Source organism: Paenibacillus donghaensis, assembly GCF_002192415.1.
Taxonomy (GTDB): domain Bacteria; phylum Bacillota; class Bacilli; order Paenibacillales; family Paenibacillaceae; genus Paenibacillus_AQ; species Paenibacillus_AQ donghaensis.
The window spans coordinates 7,243,875-7,263,708 of the sequence record NZ_CP021780.1 but is presented as its reverse complement, the minus strand read 5'-3'; the positions used below and the strand labels follow the sequence as shown (position 1 = coordinate 7,263,708).

The window sequence follows — 19,834 nt, the reverse complement described above, 5'->3', positions numbered from 1 at the left end:
CCCCAGGCGGAGACCAAACGGCGTATCAAGTTGCAGTTCCAAACACCATTAACAACTCCTGTTTTTCTGCAATATCTCGACGGGAATACACATATTCTGTATCTCCTGTACTCCAGGCACGAACCCCAGGTTAAAATAAACCGATTCCGCATCATTACCTTCCATAACATACAATCTCAGCATTGGGTATTTATCCTTCAGGATAGTCAGGGCTCTCTGCAACATACGTGTAGCCAATCCTCTTCCTCTATGTGCAGGTATAACCCCTATACTATACACCGCTGCCAGATTGTCCTGTAGACAAAGGCGGCAATTTGCGATGAGCTGACCCGTATCCTTATCAAAGACCAATGTGGAGGCCTGAACTAATATTTCATTCGAATAGTTAGGATCTTCATTTGGAATAAAATCTTCTAAAGAGAACTTTTTTCTCCTTACTGCTTCAAAACCTCCTGTAAAGCTATCGAAGTCACAACGAGCAATTTCATCTTCATGAGTATACCGCTTAGCACCCGCCTCATTTTCTTCAATTTGGGGACTCTTAATTATTAGGTTGTCATCCCAGATTACTTCAAAATGATCTGTAGGGCGCTGCATCCAGCGGCATCTGAACTCATCTGGCCAAAAGCCTGCCCGTGTATATAAATGAACTTGATCCGGAAGAACTTCAAAGGTCTTAATCGGCTTTGTTTTATCCGACCAAAGTAATAATAACTCTTTAAGCTGCTTCAATACCCCCAATGAATCGTTGAACGGAGGGATAAAAAATAAATGGTATATAACGTTTGGCGCGATCCTTACCCCGCCTATTTTAGTTTTTTCCTTATAAATCCAAAACGAATTCCGGCGCGAATTAGCATAACTTTCTTCTCTAAAAAAACCATTGTACTGCATGTTATAATAAACCGAACAATATACTCCCCATTCTTCAGGCTCTGCTCTTCGAATCGAATATTCAGTCGATAAATCATAAATAGTAGTATCCATAGACCGATCACTTACTTGCATACTCCATTCCCCCTTCTCAAGATGTCCGTGAAATCTACAGCTCACTTCTATTGAATGCTATTTGTCTAGAATACAATTGAGACTGACCCTTTTCAATTTATTGAATAATTATAAAAAAATTCTACCGCAACATTATCCAAGAAACCTGCGCCTAATTCATAATATAATTAGAACTACATCCCGGACAAAGAAGGTGCAGGCATTGACTCGTGAAGTAAGAACCGTCGTCTTCGACACAGACCTGAATTTTGAAGCCTATCAGTTTGAGGGGATTATGCAGAAGTTCCCCAACCATTTTCACGACTATTACGTGATTGGGTTTATTGAACAAGGCAAGCGGCACCTGGTCTGCAACCAGGAAGAATATATTCTAAACAGCGGGGATGTCATTATCTTCAATCCGCACGACCCTCACGCCTGTGCGCAGATCGACGGAAGCACCCTGGACTACCGCTGCATCAATATTCAGCCGGAGGTGATGCGTAAATACGTGCTGGAAATTACAGGCCAGGAGTACACGCCGCAGTTCACACAGAACGTACTTTACCAGAGCGAGCTGGCTCTTCCCCTTCATGATCTGCATCAGATCATTCTGGAGGACAAGGAGGATTTCCACAAAGAGGAGTTGTTTCTGTTCCTGCTGGAGCAGCTGCTGAATGAATATACGGATGCGGACTTCCCTCCTCCCGCACAGGAACTGGCCTTAGAGATTATGACCATTTGCGAATACATGGAGTCCCATTATACGGAGAGCATTACCCTCAATCAATTAAGCGGCTTAGTCGGATTAAGCAAATATCACTTGCTGCGGCTGTTCACCAGACAAAAAGGCATCTCCCCCTATTGCTACCTGGAGACCCTGCGGATTAACCATGCCAAGCGGCTGCTGGGGCAAGGCATACCCCCTATGGAGGTTGCCGGTCAGACCGGATTCAGTGACCAGAGCCATTTTACGAATTTCTTCAAAAAACTGATCGGTCTCACTCCCAAGCAATATATGCGTATATTCACTCAGCAAGCACGTGCAGTGGATACCCCCTCATGATGGAGGAACGCAAGACAACCAACGGGCACTTGCTCGCTTTGCTGACCATTCTGATCTGGGGAACGACTTTTATCTCCACCAAGATCCTGCTAATTGACTTTACGCCCGTGGAAATCCTCTTTTTCCGCTTCCTGCTTGGATATGTGGTGCTGATCCTGATCTACTCAGGTCCCGTGCGGACAGCATCCTTTCGGGAAGAGCTGCTGTTCATGGCGGCTGGATTATGCGGAGTAACCTTATATTTTCTCGTTGAGAATATAGCGTTGGTCTATACCCTTGCCTCCAACGTAGGCGTGATTGTGTCGATTGCTCCCTTTTTGACAGCAGTATTGGCACATTTCTTCTTGGAGGGAGAGAAGCTGCATCGGCAATTCCTCTTCGGATTCGGGATAGCCCTCACCGGGATTGTACTAATCGGACTGAACGGGAGTTTCATCTTGAAGCTTAATCCACTTGGAGATCTGCTGGCCTTCCTGGCCCCTGCGGTCTGGGCAGTCTATTCCGTACTAATGCGCACAATCAGCCAGCGGAACTACCACACCATCGGGAGTACACGCAGAGTGTTCTTCTATGGATTGCTGTTCATGATTCCTGCCCTCTTCCTGTTCGAATTCCACCTCGACCTGGGCCGCCTTGGCAAAATGGCGAATCTATCCAACCTGCTCTTTCTCGGCCTGGGAGCTTCGGCTCTGTGTTTTGTGACCTGGAACCGGGCCGTCGGCCTTTTGGGTGCGGTCCAAACAAGCGTGTATATTTATCTGGTGCCTGTCATTACCGTAGCCGCATCTGTGCTGATTCTGCAGGAGCAAATAACCTGGGTAACGGGGCTGGGGACGGGACTTACACTTCTGGGGTCGTTGATTTCGGAAGGAAAAACCAAAAAAGTTGCTTCTTCAGCGTAGGGATCGCTCTTCGTGAATAGGAACTTCAGAGTATAAGCAAAAAAGCGACCTCCCGAGGTCGCTTTTTTGCTTTATTTCATCCGAATCGATACTGACCCATTGATGCCAGGACTATATACCTCAGGTGTAATTTTCTACTGATCAGCCCATAAACAGAAAAAAAACCGCGATATAAGCGGGTTTACATGGTGGAGCCGATGGGAGTCGCAACCCCCTGTCCGAAGATAACGCCACATAAGCTTTGACGTACAGTCTTTATTTTTAATTAAAATGAGATAACATTCTAGGTGCACACAGACTACGCTATTCTGGATCGGAAAGAATTTCAATCATCATGGCTGCCCCAACTTTGAATCCATAAGTAAACGAAGTCGCCATCTCCATCCCTTGAACCTGGGAATACAGTTCCAATAAGGACTCTAACTCCTCAAAATCCCCATCGGACAGCCTCAGCTTCCAAGCCTCCAGGGACTCGGTGATTTGCCTGTTGATCGGGCGATAATTGGGGTCTTTGGGGATGACCTTTTCGTTAGGGAAAAGGCTGCCGTGGTATAGGGAATCGAGGATGGTTGGCATGGTGGGCCTCCTTTTGAAGGATATATACCTACAAACGATATAGATAAGCGTAGCATACTAAGAAAGTAGATGTGGTACGCTTATACGTAAAGCTTGGATTAACAAAAAAAGAGAGAACCGTTTTAAGGTACTCTCTAATGCTCAAACTCCATATGGAGCCGAGGGGTGAACTTGCAGAGCCGCAATTCGGCGGGGGTTGCTGCTGGAATTGTACGAGATAGCCGTTTAGCAAACGTTAGTTTTCAGTTGCAATTCTCCTGTGTCAATCACAGCCCCTGCTTGTTTCAAGAAATTAAAACCAAGGATGCCGTCGATTTCCATGCCATAATCCATATTCCCGATTTCCACTTGAAAATCATTAAGTATTGCTTCATCGACTATAATCGAATCCAGGTACTTGGTGTACACATACTCCACACCACCTACACCCCGTATTATATCAACGATATCATTTCCTTCAGGAACCATGCCAATCTCCTGTACGATATCCGCATTCAAAAGTGTGCTTGCAGAACCTGTGTCTAGCAATACCTTCTCCAGCTTTAATTCTCTCCCTCTAAACACAACTGTCATGCTTACGAAGGGAAGCCCATAGCTTTCCGTTATGTTCATCTTGGCCCTCGAACTCCCACATATCGTTCTCGCGCCACAACCTCAGGACGGGAGGTGTGAAAAAAACAATACTCGCGATGTGGATCTTCCTGGTGCAACTCACTGTACCGCTTCAATGCTTTGGTAGAGTCCTCATAGGAGTCGATCACGGACATCTCTTCAATATAACGCTGGCCTTCCTTAGAATAGGCCTTAGTCGCCTCAAGAACGACCCATTCATTAGGAAAACGCTCCTGAACTTCATCCCATCGCATCTTAGACACCTCCGGTTAAATAATTTCTATTATTATAGCATATCGGGTATTAACTTCTAAATCAGAGTCAGATCCGTAATCGAAATGACCTTCACCCCACATTGATTAAGCAATGCCTTGTAGATAACATGGTCGTCACGTTTACGGGAAAACCTGTCGAACTTATAGACGATCACCGCATCAAAAGGACGATTGGAGCGTTTAGCTAAAGCGATCATCTTCTGGAATTCCGGGCGATCGTCCGTTTTGGCGGATTTCCCTTTTTCAATAAATTCACTGACGATACTCCAACCCTTCTCCGTGCAATATTGCTGAATGGCTTTAATCTGAGCTGGGATTGATAACTCTTTCTCTGCTTGACGCTCGGATGACACACGGACATAATAGGCTACTCTCATAAGTACACTTTCCTCTCATATATCGAATTTTGGGCATAAAAAAGCAGACACACCCACGTAGGCATACCTGCTGATAAATGAAGCTATTATTATTTAGACTGTCTGCGACTCAATAAGGAAACCTGGGCAGCATTCTATAGCTCCAAGTCAATAATCGAAGGATGAGCATCTTCAGTTGCAAAGCTTTGAATGTTAATACTTTATAGACCTGATTTCATCCTCACTCAGACCGGTTGCTTTAGCGACAGCCGAATGATCCATCCCCATTGCCAGCAAATTGCGAGCCACTTGGAGTTTACCCTCAATAATGCCGGCGGACTTCGCTCCTTCAATCATGGATGCTTCAGCATGCAGATATTTCTGTCTGGCCTCATACAACCGTCTGGCGTCTGAATCCTGACTCAAGTATTGCAAGGTATCCATTGCCTTTTCCAAACCCGGCTCATTCATCTTCAGCACCTCCCAGTGTGATGTATTGGCACCTTTCAGAAACAACAGCCAATGGATCAATCCACCTTCAGAAGGAACGCTACGTTCATCCAGCTTCGGCAGCTCCAGGAAATGCACCTCAATGTCATCAATCAAGGATGGATATCCCTGTCCGGTATTCCCGCAAATGAAATACGTTATGATATTGCTCATTCTTCAAAAACGAATAGTTTAAAATGTTGATCGTCACACATTTCTTCAACTCCGGATATTTATCGCCCTCGCTGAGTTGACTCGCATACCGTTTGCTCCAATAAAAGAGCGTTCTTTTCTCTATATCGTACTTATTAAAAAGCTGCATCTCTATATCAATCAGTTTGCCTTCAGAGGTCTTGGCGTAAACATCAAAGATGGATTGTTTGTCGAGCGGATCGTCTTTATCCGTATAAGGGGTTCATCAAGATAATCTCGTTTATCCTGCAAATGAAATTTCGGAAGGCGCTTCTTGCAGAACGGAGATTTTCATTGTGACCTAACATCCTTGCTTAATAACTTAATTTCTTGCTCGGTCAACTCGGTAAGTTTAACCACAAAATCCACTTCATGCCCCATTGCCAGAAGCTTTCGAGCCATTTCTCTTTTTTCTCTAACCGCACCTTCCACAATGCCTTCCGATCTGGCCCCTTCCATTCGCGACACCTCATCACGTAGATATTTCATCCGGGACTCGTATTCCATCCGTGTAGCGGCATCCTGACTCAGAAATTCCAGTGTATCCATTGCCTTTTTCAACATCGGTTCATTCATAGTCAACACCCCCCAATTCGGTTTATCAACGCCTTTCAGGAACAACAACCAATTTACCAATCCGCCCGAAACCGGAACGGCCTGCTCCTCCAGCTTTGTTAACTCCATGACATGAATCTCCAGATCATTGTTAAGTAGAATCCCAGTATGATCTTCCCGCAGGTGAAAAACATTATGATAACGGTCATTGTGCAAACAGGAGTAGTTAATAATATTATTATAACAAAATACTTATGATCAAATCATTAACCTAGGTTCAGCTAGAAACCACCTAATTTATCAACTACAGTACGATATTTACAAGGTATAATAGAAATAAAACCACGAGGACCCATCAATGGATAATATGGAGGACAAATATAACGCCGCTCTAGCTCATATTGAAGAACTTAAGCAGGAAATCACCCGGTTGAGACATCTGCTGGGGCTTCCTGATGAGGACAATACAACAAGTACGAACGAACAAATGACGGTTTATTCCACCTCCCCGGTAAAAATAAACAATGAACCAACGATTGGAGAGAGTAATGTTCACCAGTATTCAACCGTAGAGGACAAGCTTGCCCTTTATAAAAGTTGTTTTCGTGGCAGAGACGACGTATACCCGATTCGCTGGAGCAACAAACAAGGCAAGACCGGATACTCGCCCGCCTGCGCCAATGAGTGGACTGCATTCTGCGAGAAACCGAGAGTGAAATGCTCCGTTTGCAAACACCAGAGCTTCATGCCCCTTACAAATGAAGTGCTGTCAGCCCATTTAGATGCAAGGCAGGACCGAACGATTGGCATCTATCCGATGCTGCCGGATGAGACCTGCTGGTTTTTGGCAATGGATTTTGACAAGCATGATTGGAAGAAGGACGTGGCCGCCGTAATGCAGCTATGCAAAAGTCATCACATCCCCGCACTGTTAGAGCGCTCACGTTCCGGCAATGGGGGACACATCTGGATTTTCTTCAGTCAAAATATTGCAGCGGCTACAGCCAGAAGATTGGGAATGGCCTTGCTAAGCCTATCCATGAACAAGAGATATCAGATCGGCATGGAATCCTACGACCGCCTGTTTCCCAATCAGGATACGCTGCCTAAAGGCGGATTCGGCAACCTCATTGCTCTTCCACTTCAGGGTGGACCACGCAAACTGGGAAACAGCGTCTTTATTGATGAACACTTCGAACCCTATGCTGACCCATGGAGTATATTATCCGGGCTTGGTAAGTTGAACGAAGACGAAGTGAAGCAATTTATATATAAGCACGGGGAGCGTGGGCTTTTTAATAATGATAGTATTACAGCGGTATCAGACCACGAAGCGGATGAATTGACCTTGTTACAAAAGAATCCGACTCAGCTAGAAGAGGTTCTTATGGAAGCTTTACCTGCTGAGCTACAGGTCTTGCATTCGGATCGTCTCTATATTCCTAAGTCTGGACTTCCTTCAAGTGCAATTCATGCTCTGATCAGAATAGCTTCCTTCTCCAACCCTGACTTTTATAAAACACAAGCGATGCGGCTCTCCACCTACGGTAAACCCCGGGTCATCTCATGCGCAGAGGATCTGGAGAGCTACGTCGTTCTTCCAAGGGGATGCTTGCCGGAGTTGTTATCCTTTTTTGAACATAATCACGTCAAAGTATCTCTTGTCGATCAACGTTCGATTGGGACAACAATTGCGGCAGAGTTCACTGGTACGCTGACCACACTTCAGGATACAGCAGCCAGAGCGATTCTGAACCGGGATATTGGCGTTCTCTCGGCGGCAACTGCATTCGGCAAAACCGTCGTAGCAGCCAGCATCATCGCTTCAAGAAAGACAAACACCCTCATTCTGGTGCATCGGCGGGAGCTTATGGAACAATGGCAGGAACGTTTGCAGACCTTTCTCGAAGTTCCTAAACATTCTATCGGTGTAATCGGCGGCGGCAAAAATAAACGAACCGGTATCATCGACATCGCTGTCATTCAGAGCCTCAACTATAAAGGGAATGTCAAACCCTTCGTAAGTGAATACGGCCAAGTCATTGTGGATGAATGCCACCACGTATCTGCCTACAGCTTCGAACAGGTTCTGCGGGAAGTCCAAGCCAAATATGTATTCGGTTTAACTGCCACACCTAAACGTCAAGACGGACAAGAAGCTATCGTACGATTCCAGCTTGGACCGGTGCTTATGAAGATAGATGGACGAACCTTAAGCAGCTCCAGAGGATTTTCATTAAGAGTGATTCCCCGATATACTCTTTTTCAGATCAAGCCAGGAGAACAGGTTACTGGTATTCAGGACATCTATCAGCAGCTTGTGGATAACGAGGAGCGCAACACCCTTATTTTCGACGATTTACTCACCTGCCTGGATGAAGGCCGCTCGCCGCTGCTGCTAGTTGAACGGACCGCTCATGCTGAATATTTTGCAGAGAGACTGCAGCCTTTTGCCAAAAACGTAATTGTACTGCGAGGCAGAATGGGAAAAAAGCAGCGAGAGGCTCTACGCGCTCAAATAGCCTCTATTCCGGACGATCAGGAACGGGTAGTTATTGCTACCGGCAAGCTGATTGGTGAAGGCTTCGATGATGCCAGACTGGACACCTTGTTTCTGGTCCATCCCATCTCTTGGTCAGGCACCTTGCAGCAATATGCGGGCCGCTTGCACCGAAGTCATGTGAATAAAGAGGAAGTCAAAATATATGATTATATCGACCTCCAGGTCCCTATGTTGATGGCAATGTTCAAGAAAAGAGTGAAGGGTTATCGGAAGATGGGCTATAAGGGTGCGGAGTTGTAGCGGAAATATATTGTCCGATGATGTATAAACTTCAATAGATGGAGTGATTGAAACATTACAAAGACTCAAAGATAAATGATGCCAATACGCTTTTCATCCGTCCAAGAAGTCATCATAAACAAAAAACAAGGACCTGGACGAACCCTCCAGTGTCCTTATTTATTTATTGAACTTCTTAAATTCAAATGGACGAACCGCTTGGTCCATAAGAGGCTCGCCCATCAATTAGCCATCATTCTTAAGTTCAGCTTATCTATCTACGCGCCGCAGCATTTTTTGTGCTTCTTCCCGCTCCCACAAGGACAAGGATCGTTACGTCCTACCTTATTCGGGTTCGTATACGGTTTGGGACTGCCTTTGAGAACCCTATTGGCAGCCATCTCATTCCATTCCACCTCGCGCCTGGACAGCCGAACCTTTTCCTTATCAAGCTCCTTCTTCCACTGCGGTAATGAAGGATGGGGCGTGCTCGAGATTACGCAGTAAGCATAAATCGACTTCGTGAGACTCAAATATCCACTGTCGTAGTCCCCTTCCACCATCGCCTCGACTAATGGGAGACCTTTGCTTGACCCCAGTTCGCAGAGACCGTGTGCCAGCTTAGTCGCGTAGGTAAGATCTTGCTCTTCAGGCAACAGTGTAAGCAACGCCTCCTCTGAGGCAGGCAGCTTAATTTTACCGAACACATCAGAGGCATACAGCCGGAAGTATTCCCCTTCAGCAGAGAAATATTGGTCAGTTAGCATCGTTACAACCGAGGTTGTCCCAATTCGAACAAGCGCTTCATTAGCCCGCTCCGTAAGCCAATCATCTTCTGCCCCCAAAAAACTACACAGAAAAGGAATGGCCGCTTCCAGCTTCAATGCACCTGCCAGTTGGACATAATAAGGAGTTTCATAGCTTAAATCTTCGGGATTATAATTGCCCAGCTTCTGCAGCACAACCTCGGGATCGATACATCTCCGACGAGACAACTCGTTAACCATTTCGTTTCCGTATGTCGTATCAAACTCATCCACAAATTTGCCGGTGCTTTGCTCAATGAACAATCTGAAGTTGTCTACAACTTCCTGATCGTCCATATGGGCAAGCTCATTCTTCTGCTGCACCCGCTTCTTCAAAAGCGGATCTTGCTCAATGAACTCCTGATATGAGATTAACAACTGGGGATTGCAATTACTTAACATTTTTCTCAAATGAAATTTCGTATTAGAATCGATAGACGACGACTGAGACAAGGCCAGCAACTCGCGGACTGTCTCTTCCGTTTGCGGGAAGCGATAGGCATGGAACAAATGAATAGCTTGCACATGCTTAGATTGCTTCAGTCTATCTATTACAAGCGGCATTAACGTGGTATCGTTCTCATATAGGAAGCTGTCGGCAAAATATCTGAGGGCAGTATTGCATACAATGTCCTCCGGATGCAGGATAAAGCCTTTTACTAGTTCAGAAGTAAACATCAATATTCCCCTTTCTCATCGTGATTTCATCGGCATCAGATTCGTTATTCTTATAGCATATTACAAGGATTCTGAGCCTTGTAAAGATGCGTAATGAAGCTGAATTGACTCAGGTTTCCATGAAATAGCCCATCCATTGGACTAGCGTACCCTTTTCCCAGATCAATTGTTGCACAGTATGACGAATCTTCTTCTGTAACTCAGGTCTATTCAAACGAACTACGTCTTTTCATTGAGAAAAGGATTATTATTATTATATTTTAGCAAAACTATTTCAATATGGACATAATTAAGGAGACAATATAGGACAAACCCGCTCCCTGTCTGAAGATAACGGCTAATGAACACAATTCGCCGACCAAAATTCCTAAATCAAATTAGCTAATGGTTGGGAATATTGGATTGAGTCTCAACATCATTGCGCATAAATCCGCCAGCGACCAGCACAAATAATCCAGTTAGTAATGCCAATATGGCTCCAAGCATAAACACGAATGAATAAGATGTCTTATCCGCGAAATTCCCCATTATAATGTTGCCCATGGATCGACGAATTATCACAGATTGCGCCTACTATACTGATTGACCGTGATGAACACACCTATACGAGTTTACTCATGATAGCTGATATTTTCAATAAGCAGGAGCAGGCACACTCCTGGATTCAACAACATAAACTCAAATGTGAAGAGTTCTGGACTCACTTCTCTGTTCATAAGGGGAACCATCAATCCGCAACTATATTTGTACTGGCCGAGGGATCTCTCTATATAATGGGCATGAAGGGTTTTGGCCTCACCATTTATCACCCTTTAGCATTTCAACCGTCAGAAAAGGTTAAAGAGCTAATTGAAACCAAATTGCCTTTTCGGATGATTCAATCTCATCAAACGGGAGAATATAGAGCGGATGTACATTTTCTGCTTGTAGACGAGGATCCACTTTCCAAACAAGAAGCTGTGCGGATCATGCACAGTCGCTTCTGGAAATCACTCAGTTCCAATCAAGCTTATGTTACCGAAGCAAAATGGAATTTTGATGATCCGATCACGATGGACCAGTTACTCATTCAATTGCCGCGTATATTGCAAACTTGTAACATCTAGGGCATGACGTTGTACTGAATGATGATCTTCGCCAAAAACATTTTGCTGAGCCCTATGTATCGTATATTCCTGCTGGCGGTGATACTGAGTTAGCTTAGGACTACTTGTTTCCTGGATATATCGATAGGCAGCATCCGTTCTTTACGAATAGCCACACAGTAACCAGCACATAATAAAATTCATAACCTATTAAGTAAACAGGGAGGAGCTTTCAATTGAGCACGAACCATCCAGACAAGAACCTAATCAACACGGTAAAAGAACTAGATGCCACACCCGTAAACAGCCAGGAGGCCCAACAGCAGCAGGCCCGTAATGATCGCCGCAAACAAGCTCTGCATGACAGCGATGGCAAATACTCGGAAAATGAATCCGGGAACTTTCATTAAAGTCGTCAGCAACGTCCGAACCTCAATAAACACACGTTTTTTAAGAGCCTTTCCAAAATGCAAAAACGTAAAAAGCGACCGAGACAGGTTGCTTTTTACTGTTATTGTGTGAAGAAAAAAGACACCCCTAAAGGTGTCTTTTAGTTTACTCCATATGGAGCCGAGGGGAGTCGAACCCCTGTCCGAAGATAACGGCACATAAGCTTCTACGAGTGTAGTTACAGTTTTGATGTCACCCGAGTATCGCCCCGTAACCGGCTATACGTTGGGTCAGCCTGATTGTCTTCTTCCGTTGACCCCAGGCGGAGACCAAACGGCGTATCCCACTACTTGTTAGCCCCTAGTCCTGTCACATGGGCGATGCAGGGTAGAAGCACGCACACAGTTTCTTAGGCTGCGAAAGCGTAGTTGTTTTGTTGTTTGCCGTTTAATAGGCTTTAGCGTTGATGAAGCGGACGCGTCCCCACTACTCGCTACTCATGCTCGAACTACCCCCGTCGAATCCAAGAACGGCCCCTCAATAGTACAAGGGCTTCTTCGGATCAAGCGGATCTGCCTTGCAAGAGAGATCCAATCCACAGCTTCTTACAGAAACTGCTTAGAAGCGTTACTTAAACAGTATAGCACATTCATCAACACTTTAACACGTGGGTTAAAGGAATTGAAGGGCAATGCTGGAATCATGCTGCAGCTCTTCTTGGCCTTATCTTGCAACTTTCTGCTTATCCCGCAGCACACGCTGAATGTCACGCTGGGCATCGCGCTTGGCGGCTGAATCGCGTTTGTCGTATTCTTTCTTCCCTTTACCGAGGCCGATCAGCAGCTTGGCGTACCCGTTGCGCACATAGATCTTGAGCGGCACAATGGTGAAGCCATCGCGTTTGGACAAGCCGAGCAGCTTGTGGATCTGCTCCTTATGCATCAGCAGCTTGCGGGTGCGGGTGGGATCATCCGGATTGGACCGGTTGCCCTGGGCAAACGGGCTGATATGCATGTTGTGGATATGGATCTCGCCATTGCGAATGGTAGCGAACGAATCGCCGATATTGGCGCGGCCATTACGCAGCGATTTAATCTCGGTGCCGGTTAGCACCAGCCCTGCTTCATAGGTATCCTCGATAAAATAATCATGGGACGCCTTTTTGTTCTGGGCGAGCACTTTCCCGTCTGCTTTTTTACCCATGAGAATCACTCCTTGAATCTATCATCGTCATATATGATGAACTTAAGAATGGAGTAGCCGGATTGCCAGAAAGCCTAGTGCATAGGGCCTCCTGGTAACTCCGTTTGTAACACATTCTTAAGTTCACGTTCTACAGATCTTTATTGTATCAAAAAAAATCAGGCAAACGCAAGGAAGGCTGGCTCTGCGCATGCTTTTCAAATTGACACCAATATGTCAGGTAGTTGTGTTTCGTGTATGCACTATACTGGTTATAAAAAAGCGCTGTTCCCGCCGGGAACAGCGCCTTATTTATGGGTTACGTCTTAAATGGTTGGTTTCTTTTTTCTTTTGCGGCGTGGCTTGCCTTCGGGTGAAGATGCGCCTGTATCCCCAGGTCTGAAGGAGTTAGGGTTCGTGGTTTCCACATTGCCTGGAGTTACGGAAGGATTAATAAAAACCCCGCCTTTCGGCTTCTTCCGCTTGCGTTTGCCTTCAGCCCCGAGGCTGCTTGGCTCTATGCTTGCAGCGGCAGGACCCCGGTCCTCACGGCTGCGGAACTTGGTGTTGCCGTCGACGGCCTTCGCCGCAGCGTCGGCGCTGTCTTCCGGCGTAGTGCTTGCCCCGCCGTAGCCGCCCTTGCCGGAGCCGAATGCGAAGCTGACTCCGCTCCGGAAGGCTCCGTACTTGTCGAAGCCGCGGTCACGGTTCCCGCCGCGGCCCTTCGGTGCGCCGCTGTCGCCGCTGCGGGCTACGCCCGCCTGGCCCTGCGGCGCCGCTGCCGGCCGGCTCGCCTCCTCGCCGGCAACGCCCTTGCGCTTACGCTTGCTGCGCGCGCTCGGCGCTGCAGGCGCTCCCGGGCGCCCTTCGGCGGCGCCCGCACCAGCGGCGGCTCTGCCTTTGCCGCCGCCAATACCCTTGCCCACGCTGCCTGCGGCTGCGCCGGGCTTGCCTTTGCCGCCGCGGCCGTTGCTGCCGCCGGCCTTGCCTCCGAACGGCTTGGCGGAGCCGCCGCCGCCCGGACGCCCGCCGCCGCGTCGTTCACCGGCGCTGCGTGGCTTCATGTCGACCAACTCGAAATCGATCGTATGGTCGTCCATATTTACGTTAGCGACTCGGATCTTCACCTCGTCGCCAATGCGGAACACCCGCGAGGTGCGCTCGCCGATGAGCGCCATATGGGCTTCGTCGAAGTGGTAATAATCGTCGCTTAATGCGCCGAGACGAATCAGCCCTTCGACGGTATTATCCAGCTCGATGAACATCCCGAAGCTGGTCACACTGCTGATCATGGCGTCGAATTCTTCGCCAACCTTATCCTGCATGAACTCCGCTTTCTTCAGCTGCTCGGTATCCCGCTCCGCTTCCACAGCCACCCGTTCACGTTCAGAGGACTGCTGAGCAATCTCCGGCATACGGGTCGCCAGATATTCCTGGCGTTTCTCACTGAGCGTTCCGCCGCCCATAATCACCTCGCGCATCACACGGTGGATGACCAGATCGGGGTAACGTCGGATTGGAGAGGTGAAGTGGGAATAGAATTCTGCTGCCAAGCCAAAGTGACCTGTGCTTTCAGCATCATATTTCGCCTGCTTCATAGAGCGCAGCATCATCGTGCTGATAACCGTCTGCTCCTTGGTGCCCTGGATCTGCTCCAGCAGGTCCTGCAGCGCACGTGGATGCACCGAGTTGCCCCGGCCTTTGACGTGATAGCCGAAGTTCGCGGCGAACGCCATGAAGTTCTGCAGCTTCTCCGGGTCCGGGTCTTCATGAATCCGGTACAGGAAAGGTACCTTCAGCCAGTGGAAATGCTCCGCTACAGTCTCGTTGGCGGCCAGCATGAATTCCTCGATAATCTGCTCTGCGACCGAACGCTCGCGTTTCACAATATCCACAGCCTTGCCGTTCTCATCGACGATAATCTTGCTCTCTTCGAAGTCGAAATCAACCGCGCCGCGTTTCATCCGCGCACCACGCAGCTTCATCGCCAATTCTTTCATCAGGCGGAAGTCCTCAATCAGCGGACTGTAGCGCTCCAGCAGCTCCGGATCTTCATCCTCAACAATTTTGCGTACATTCGCATAGGTCATTCTTTCTTTGGTGCGGATCACGCTGGAGAACACATCATGCTTCACTACCTTCATGTCCTCGTCGAATTCCATCTCACAGGACATCGTCAGCCGGTCCACCTGCGGATTAAGACTGCAGATTCCGTTCGACAGCCGGTGAGGCAGCATCGGAATAACACGGTCTACCAGATACACACTGCAGCCTCGGTCATAAGCTTCCTTATCGAGCGCGGAGCTCTCCGGCACATAATAGCCAACGTCGGCAATATGCACGCCCAGCTTGTAGTGTCCATTCTCCAGCCGCTCCACATTGACCGCATCATCCAGGTCCTTGGCGTCTGCGCCGTCGATCGTAACGATGTTCAGCCCGCGCAGATCGCGCCGCCCTTGTTCGATGATCTCTTCCTCCGTAATGGAGTCAGGCGCCTTCTCCGCCTCCGCCATCACTTCCTCAGGGAAAGCCTCCGGCAACTGATGCTTGCGGATCACGGAGAGAATATCTACCCCCGGATCATCCTTATGTCCGAGAATCTCAATAATTTCGCCTTCGGCCGCTGCAGCCCCTTCCGGATAATTCACAATGCGCACAACAACCTTCTCCCCATCGACAGCGCCTTTAAAGGAACCCTTGGGGATAAAAATATCGCGGTTAATCCGCTTGTCATCCGGCAGCACGAAACCGTAGGTTTCCAGGCTCTGAAACACCCCTACCGTCTGCAGCACGCCTCTGCGCACAATACGGTTAATCTCACCTTCCATCCGTCCACCGGACGGGCTGCGCGAAGTGACACGGGCCAGTACAATATCGCCGTTCATCGCACTCTTCAGATCATTGGCATTGATATATACATCAGGATGCTCTCGGTCATCGGGAATCAGAAAAGCAAACCCTTTGGCATGCACCTGCAGCCTGCCGCGCAGCAGATCCATCCGTTCCGGCACACCGTAAGCGGCGTTGCCGTTCAGTACAATTCGGCCATCCTCTTCCAGGGCGAGCAACAGCTGCTGCAGCGCCTGTAGGTCAGTTCTATCCTCCAGAGCGAATTGGATTACCAATTCGTCATAGGTTAAAGGTTTATAAGCGGGTTCCCGCATGAAATCTAATATTGTCTCTTGTGTTATCATCTTCGACACCTCGGCCCTCCGCGGTCTTAGCCGCTCTGCGTATATGTATGTGTTGTCCTACTTCTACAGGAAATACTACAAGTAAAATTTACCTACACTACTTCATACCCTAGTATACACGAAATCAATCCGTTACATCCCTATGTAGACCCTTGCGATTTAAGCAAATGATGCCGCCCCTCATCAGGACGGCATCGCTCACTGCTCTCTTTTTCCAAAATAGAAGAAAGTATAAGTTAAGTTTCACCTGGTTCTTTATCCTTCTATTTCTCACAGAAACGGATACCGCCTCTTTCAGAGGACGGAGAAGCCAATTCTTCTTGCAAAAAAGCCTTCGCTCATTCCATACGAAGGAGAGCGAAGGCTTACTGTTACCTAATTAGTCAATAAATACGGCAGCCAGGATCGACATAATAAAGAATCCTGCAGCCAAACCAACGGTTACACGTTGCAGTACGAGTTCCATACCCCGTGCCTTAGTTTTACCGAAAAGATGCTCAGCACCGCCGGAGATGGCACCGGAAAGACCCGCACTTTTCCCCTTTTGCAGAAGAACGACCGCAATCAGACCAACGGAAAAAATAAGGAGCATTACTTTCAAAAAGATATCCATTCACTTCCACCTCCTACGCCTAAGCATCACTATCTATGGTAAATTGAGAGTTCACGTTTCATAAACAGCATTTTAATTTTATCATAGCCCCACTTGTATTACAACTGCCATGTCTGCTATTAGTCATGCCCTTAGTTCTAAAAAAAGAAACCTGCCGATTAACGGCAGGCTCTTGATTTTATTTCGGCTTACAAGCTCAAGTTCAAATTATCTTTTGAGGTTGTAGAAGGATTTCATGCCGTTGTATTGAGCCAATTCGCCCAGTTCATCTTCGATGCGAAGCAATTGGTTGTATTTAGCGATACGGTCTGTACGGGAAGGAGCACCAGTCTTGATTTGGCCGGCATTGGTAGCCACGGCGATATCAGCGATTGTGCTGTCTTCGGATTCACCGGAACGGTGGGAGATTACTGCAGTGTAACCTGCGCGTTTAGCCATTTCGATAGCATCGAAAGTTTCAGTCAAAGTACCGATTTGGTTTACTTTGATCAGAATGGAGTTACCAATGCCTTCTTCGATCCCTTTGTTCAGACGCTCAGTGTTGGTTACGAACAGGTCGTCACCAACCAATTGGATTTTGTTGCCCAGTTTCTCGGACAGCAATTTCCAACCTTCCCAGTCATCTTCGGAGCAGCCATCTTCAATAGTGATGATTGGGTATTTATCTACCCAAGAGGAGAGCAGGTCTACGAACTCGGTTGGTGTGAACGATTTGCCTTCGCCTTCCAGGTGGTATTTACCATCTTTGAAGAACTCAGTGGAAGCTACGTCCATACCCAGGAATACGTCAACGCCTGCTTTGTAGCCGGCTTTTTCGATAGCTTCCATGATAGTGGACAGTGCATCTTCATTGGAAGTGAAGTTAGGAGCAAATCCGCCTTCATCGCCAACTGCAGTGTTCAGGCCTTTAGCTTTCAATACAGCTTTCAGAGCGTGGAAGATTTCCGCGCCGGTACGAAGAGCTTCTTTGAAGCTAGGTGCGCCAACTGGCAGAACCATGAACTCTTGTACGTCAACGTTGTTGTCGGCATGTGCGCCGCCGTTAACGATGTTCATCATTGGAACTGGAAGCTGTTTAGCGTTGAATCCGCCCAGGTATACATACAAAGGCACATCCAGAGCAGCTGCAGCAGCACGTGCTACGGCCATGGATACTGCCAGGATTGCGTTGGCGCCCAACTTGCCTTTGTTGTGAGTACCGTCCAGGGTAATCATCAGCTTATCGATGCCCAGCTGATCCAGAGCGTCCATACCGATAACTTCAGGAGCGATCAGCTCGTTTACGTTCTCAACGGCTTTCAGAACACCTTTGCCGAGGTAACGGGATTTGTCTTCGTCACGAAGCTCTACGGCTTCATGAGCGCCTGTGGAAGCGCCGGAAGGAACGATAGCGCGGCCTTTAGCACCGGATTCCAGATAAACGTCAACCTCTACTGTAGGGTTACCACGGGAGTCGAGGACCTCGCGAGCGTACACATCAGAAATAATAGTCATGTAATTTAATCTCCTTTTTAACAATGGTTTTGTATTGCTGGTTATGCTGGTAATGCTATTTGCGGCTGGCAATCATCGATTGTCCGGTCATTTCCGCTGGCTGCGGAAGTCCCATTAGATCCAGGATGGTTGGCGCCACATCTGCGAGAATTCCGGAGTCGCGCAGCACAACATTTTCATCCGTCAGGATGAAAGGAACCGGATTGGTTGTATGAGCCGTGAACGGACGTCCGTTCTCATCAAACACCATATCAGCATTGCCATGATCGGCGATAATAATCGCTACCCCGCCTTTGGCTACTACGGCGTCCACCACTTTACCCACACATTCATCCGTTACTTCCACAGCCTTGATGGTTGGTTCCAGCATGCCGGAGTGTCCTACCATGTCAGGGTTGGCGAAGTTCAGAATAATGGCATCCTGTCTTTCCGCTTCGATCTCGGCTACGCAGGCCGCAGCCACCTCGTAAGCACTCATCTCAGGCTGCAAGTCATAGGTTGCCACTTTGGGAGAGTTGATCAGAATCCGCGTCTCGCCAGGAAGCTCCTTATCGCGTCCACCGCTGAAGAAGAAGGTTACGTGCGGGTACTTCTCAGTTTCCGCGATACGCAGCTGCTTCTTGTTCTGCTGTACGAGCACTTCACCCAGGGTGTTGTCCAGATTCTTCGGCGAATAGGCTACATAACCCTGTACCGTTTCGCTGAAGGTAGTCAGACATACGAAATGCAGGTTCTGCGGGAACAGAGGTCCCCGGTCGAAGCCACGGAAATCCGCATTGGTGAATACCTGGGACAGCTGAATGGCACGGTCTGGGCGGAAGTTCAGGAAAATCACGGAATCTCCGCTCTCTACTGCTGTTACAGGCTTGCCTTCATTGTCCACAATTACGGATGGCTCTACGAATTCATCATACACGGAATTCTGGTAAGATGCAGTAATGGCTTGCAATGCATCGGTATATTTCGGGCCTTCGCCATAAACCATCGCACGGTAAGCCTTCTCTACACGCTCCCAACGCTTGTCACGGTCCATAGCGAAGTAGCGTCCGGATACCGTTGCAATGGTGCCCACGCCTACTTCTTCAATCTTGGCTACCAGATCCTGAACAAATTTCTGTCCACTGTCCGGAGGTACATCGCGTCCATCCATGAAAGCGTGGATATACACTTCATGCAAATCTTCTTTTTTGGCCAGATCAAGCATTGCGAACAGATGGTTAATATGGCTGTGTACCCCACCGTCGGATACCAGCGCATACAGATGAAGCTTCTTGCCGGTTGATTTCGCATTTCTTACGGCTGCAACCAGCGTTTCGTTGTCGAAGAATTCTCCGTCACGGATGGACTTGTCGATACGGGTCAGATCCTGATAGACGATCCGGCCAGCGCCGATATTCAGATGGCCCACTTCAGAGTTGCCCATCTGTCCTTCCGGTAGACCCACCGCTTCGCCGCAAGCGGTAAGCGTGGTATTCGGATATTGAGTCAGATAACGGTCATAGTTGGGTTTGTTGGCTTGAGCAACAGCATTGCCTTCATTCGTTGCGCGCAATCCGAAACCGTCCATGATAATCAGTGCTACAGGTCTAGGAGCTGACAT

General features: G+C 47.9%; 16 protein-coding genes, 1 other RNA gene and 2 pseudogenes. 5 read left to right on the top strand and 14 right to left on the bottom strand.

Annotated features, from left to right (window positions below; all coding sequences use genetic code 11):
* Positions 1–48 precede the first annotated feature (48 nt).
* Positions 49–1,008 (bottom strand): GNAT family N-acetyltransferase, encoded by a 960-nt coding sequence (locus tag B9T62_RS32995; protein WP_087919116.1) that lies wholly within the window; start codon positions 1,006–1,008, stop codon positions 49–51.
* A gap of 202 nt (positions 1,009–1,210) precedes the next feature.
* On the opposite strand from B9T62_RS32995, the gene B9T62_RS32990 reads away from it, so the two are divergent.
* Positions 1,211–2,053, top strand: a complete 843-nt coding sequence (locus B9T62_RS32990) for an AraC family ligand binding domain-containing protein (RefSeq protein ID WP_087919115.1) — start codon at positions 1,211–1,213, stop codon at positions 2,051–2,053.
* Positions 2,053–2,955 carry a DMT family transporter gene (locus B9T62_RS32985; RefSeq protein WP_087920518.1) on the top strand — a complete coding sequence of 301 codons (903 nt, stop codon included), beginning with the start codon at positions 2,053–2,055 and terminating at the stop codon, positions 2,953–2,955. Before B9T62_RS32990 ends, B9T62_RS32985 begins: the two co-directional genes overlap by 1 nt.
* A gap of 303 nt (positions 2,956–3,258) precedes the next feature.
* Here the strand turns inward: B9T62_RS32985 and B9T62_RS32980 are convergent, their stop codons facing one another.
* From B9T62_RS32980 to B9T62_RS32955, 6 genes and pseudogenes are all read right to left on the bottom strand, one after another.
* Complete coding sequence (locus B9T62_RS32980; protein ID WP_087919114.1) at positions 3,259–3,531, bottom strand: DUF6809 family protein; 273 nt, start codon at positions 3,529–3,531, stop codon at positions 3,259–3,261.
* A gap of 225 nt (positions 3,532–3,756) precedes the next feature.
* The gene (locus B9T62_RS32975) at positions 3,757–4,143 is read right to left on the bottom strand and encodes a retropepsin-like aspartic protease (RefSeq protein ID WP_087919113.1); all 387 of its coding nucleotides are present in this window, start codon (positions 4,141–4,143) and stop codon (positions 3,757–3,759) included.
* The gene (locus B9T62_RS32970; protein WP_087919112.1) at positions 4,140–4,397 is read right to left on the bottom strand and encodes a hypothetical protein; all 258 of its coding nucleotides are present in this window, start codon (positions 4,395–4,397) and stop codon (positions 4,140–4,142) included. The genes B9T62_RS32975 and B9T62_RS32970 overlap by 4 nt, the downstream gene beginning before the upstream one ends.
* Before the next feature lie 56 nt (positions 4,398–4,453).
* Complete coding sequence (locus tag B9T62_RS32965) at positions 4,454–4,795, bottom strand: recombinase family protein (RefSeq protein WP_245864191.1); 342 nt, start codon at positions 4,793–4,795, stop codon at positions 4,454–4,456.
* A gap of 192 nt (positions 4,796–4,987) precedes the next feature.
* A pseudogene (locus tag B9T62_RS32960) lies at positions 4,988–5,763 on the bottom strand (Rpn family recombination-promoting nuclease/putative transposase).
* Positions 5,747–6,247, bottom strand: a pseudogene (locus B9T62_RS32955) (Rpn family recombination-promoting nuclease/putative transposase); the annotation flags it as partial. The pseudogenes B9T62_RS32960 and B9T62_RS32955, both read right to left, overlap by 17 nt.
* A gap of 121 nt (positions 6,248–6,368) precedes the next feature.
* Between B9T62_RS32955 and B9T62_RS32950 the strand changes: the two are divergent.
* Positions 6,369–8,813 carry a TOTE conflict system archaeo-eukaryotic primase domain-containing protein gene (locus B9T62_RS32950; protein WP_087919110.1) on the top strand — a complete coding sequence of 815 codons (2,445 nt, stop codon included), beginning with the start codon at positions 6,369–6,371 and terminating at the stop codon, positions 8,811–8,813.
* A 257-nt stretch (positions 8,814–9,070) separates the two neighbouring features.
* Here the strand turns inward: B9T62_RS32950 and B9T62_RS40330 are convergent, their stop codons facing one another.
* Complete coding sequence (locus tag B9T62_RS40330) at positions 9,071–10,276, bottom strand: SEC-C metal-binding domain-containing protein (protein ID WP_211296379.1); 1,206 nt, start codon at positions 10,274–10,276, stop codon at positions 9,071–9,073.
* Between the two features lie 617 nt (positions 10,277–10,893).
* Here B9T62_RS40330 and B9T62_RS32940 point away from each other — a divergent pair.
* Together B9T62_RS32940 and B9T62_RS40070 are read left to right on the top strand one after the other, a co-directional pair.
* Positions 10,894–11,382, top strand: coding sequence for a TroA family protein (locus B9T62_RS32940; protein WP_087919109.1), 489 nt, complete (start codon positions 10,894–10,896; stop codon positions 11,380–11,382).
* 215 nt (positions 11,383–11,597) lie between these two features.
* Positions 11,598–11,771: a hypothetical protein gene (locus tag B9T62_RS40070; protein ID WP_169834467.1), complete on the top strand. Its 174-nt coding sequence runs from the start codon at positions 11,598–11,600 to the stop codon at positions 11,769–11,771.
* A 152-nt stretch (positions 11,772–11,923) separates the two neighbouring features.
* On the opposite strand, the gene ssrA is transcribed toward B9T62_RS40070, so the two are convergent.
* The 6 genes from ssrA to gpmI form a co-directional block, all read right to left on the bottom strand.
* Positions 11,924–12,288, bottom strand: a transfer-messenger RNA (tmRNA) gene (gene ssrA, locus B9T62_RS32935).
* A 186-nt stretch (positions 12,289–12,474) separates the two neighbouring features.
* Positions 12,475–12,954 carry an SsrA-binding protein SmpB gene (gene smpB, locus B9T62_RS32930; protein WP_087919108.1) on the bottom strand — a complete coding sequence of 160 codons (480 nt, stop codon included), beginning with the start codon at positions 12,952–12,954 and terminating at the stop codon, positions 12,475–12,477.
* A gap of 305 nt (positions 12,955–13,259) precedes the next feature.
* On the bottom strand, positions 13,260–16,127 hold the full coding sequence (gene rnr / locus B9T62_RS32925; RefSeq protein WP_087920516.1) for a ribonuclease R: 2,868 nt from the start codon (positions 16,125–16,127) through the stop codon (positions 13,260–13,262).
* Between the two features lie 379 nt (positions 16,128–16,506).
* Positions 16,507–16,740: a preprotein translocase subunit SecG gene (gene secG, locus B9T62_RS32920; protein ID WP_087919107.1), complete on the bottom strand. Its 234-nt coding sequence runs from the start codon at positions 16,738–16,740 to the stop codon at positions 16,507–16,509.
* A gap of 207 nt (positions 16,741–16,947) precedes the next feature.
* Positions 16,948–18,234 carry a phosphopyruvate hydratase gene (gene eno, locus B9T62_RS32915; protein WP_087919106.1) on the bottom strand — a complete coding sequence of 429 codons (1,287 nt, stop codon included), beginning with the start codon at positions 18,232–18,234 and terminating at the stop codon, positions 16,948–16,950.
* Between the two features lie 55 nt (positions 18,235–18,289).
* Positions 18,290–19,834: a 2,3-bisphosphoglycerate-independent phosphoglycerate mutase gene (gene gpmI, locus B9T62_RS32910; RefSeq protein WP_087919105.1), complete on the bottom strand. Its 1,545-nt coding sequence runs from the start codon at positions 19,832–19,834 to the stop codon at positions 18,290–18,292.